1 protein-coding gene is annotated in these 536 nt (G+C 51.7%); it reads right to left on the reverse strand.

What is annotated here, in order from left to right; translation table 11 throughout:
• Window positions 1-536 (reverse strand): alpha-ketoacid dehydrogenase subunit beta (locus tag R7P74_RS28875; RefSeq protein ID WP_443293554.1); only part of this gene is annotated, 536 nt, incomplete at both ends.

Below are 536 nucleotides of genomic sequence, written 5' to 3' on the forward strand. Positions count from 1 at the left end.
GCGCAGCTTGGAGAGATTCAACAACACATGCTCCCCATGTCACGAGCGTAATATCTCGGCCTTTGCGCAGCGTAAAACAAGTGTCTAACGGCAATGCTTCCCCGTTATCAATCACTTCGGATTTAACGGTTCGATAGATGCGTTTGGGTTCAAAGAACATCACTGGATCGTTACTGCGAATGGCAGCAAGCAGCAAACCGTAAGCACGCTGAGGGGAAGATGGAATCACCACTTTAAAGCCTGCGGTATGTGCAAACAGTGCTTCAATGCTTTCTGAGTGGTGTTCCGGCGCGTGAATGCCGCCACCAAAAGGCGCGCGGAATACAGCCGGACAAGTGAGGCGTCCACGAGTACGGTTACGCATCCTGGCGGCGTGACACATTAGGTGCTCCATAGCCGGGAAGACGAAACCTTGGAACTGAAATTCTGCAACAGGTCGTAAACCTTGAGTTGCCATGCCCACTGCAACGCCGCCGATTAAGGCTTCTGCAAGCGGAGTATCGATGACGCGTTTTAGTCCATACTTTTGTTTGAGC

It is taken from the genome of Vibrio sp. 2033 (genome assembly GCF_033339735.1).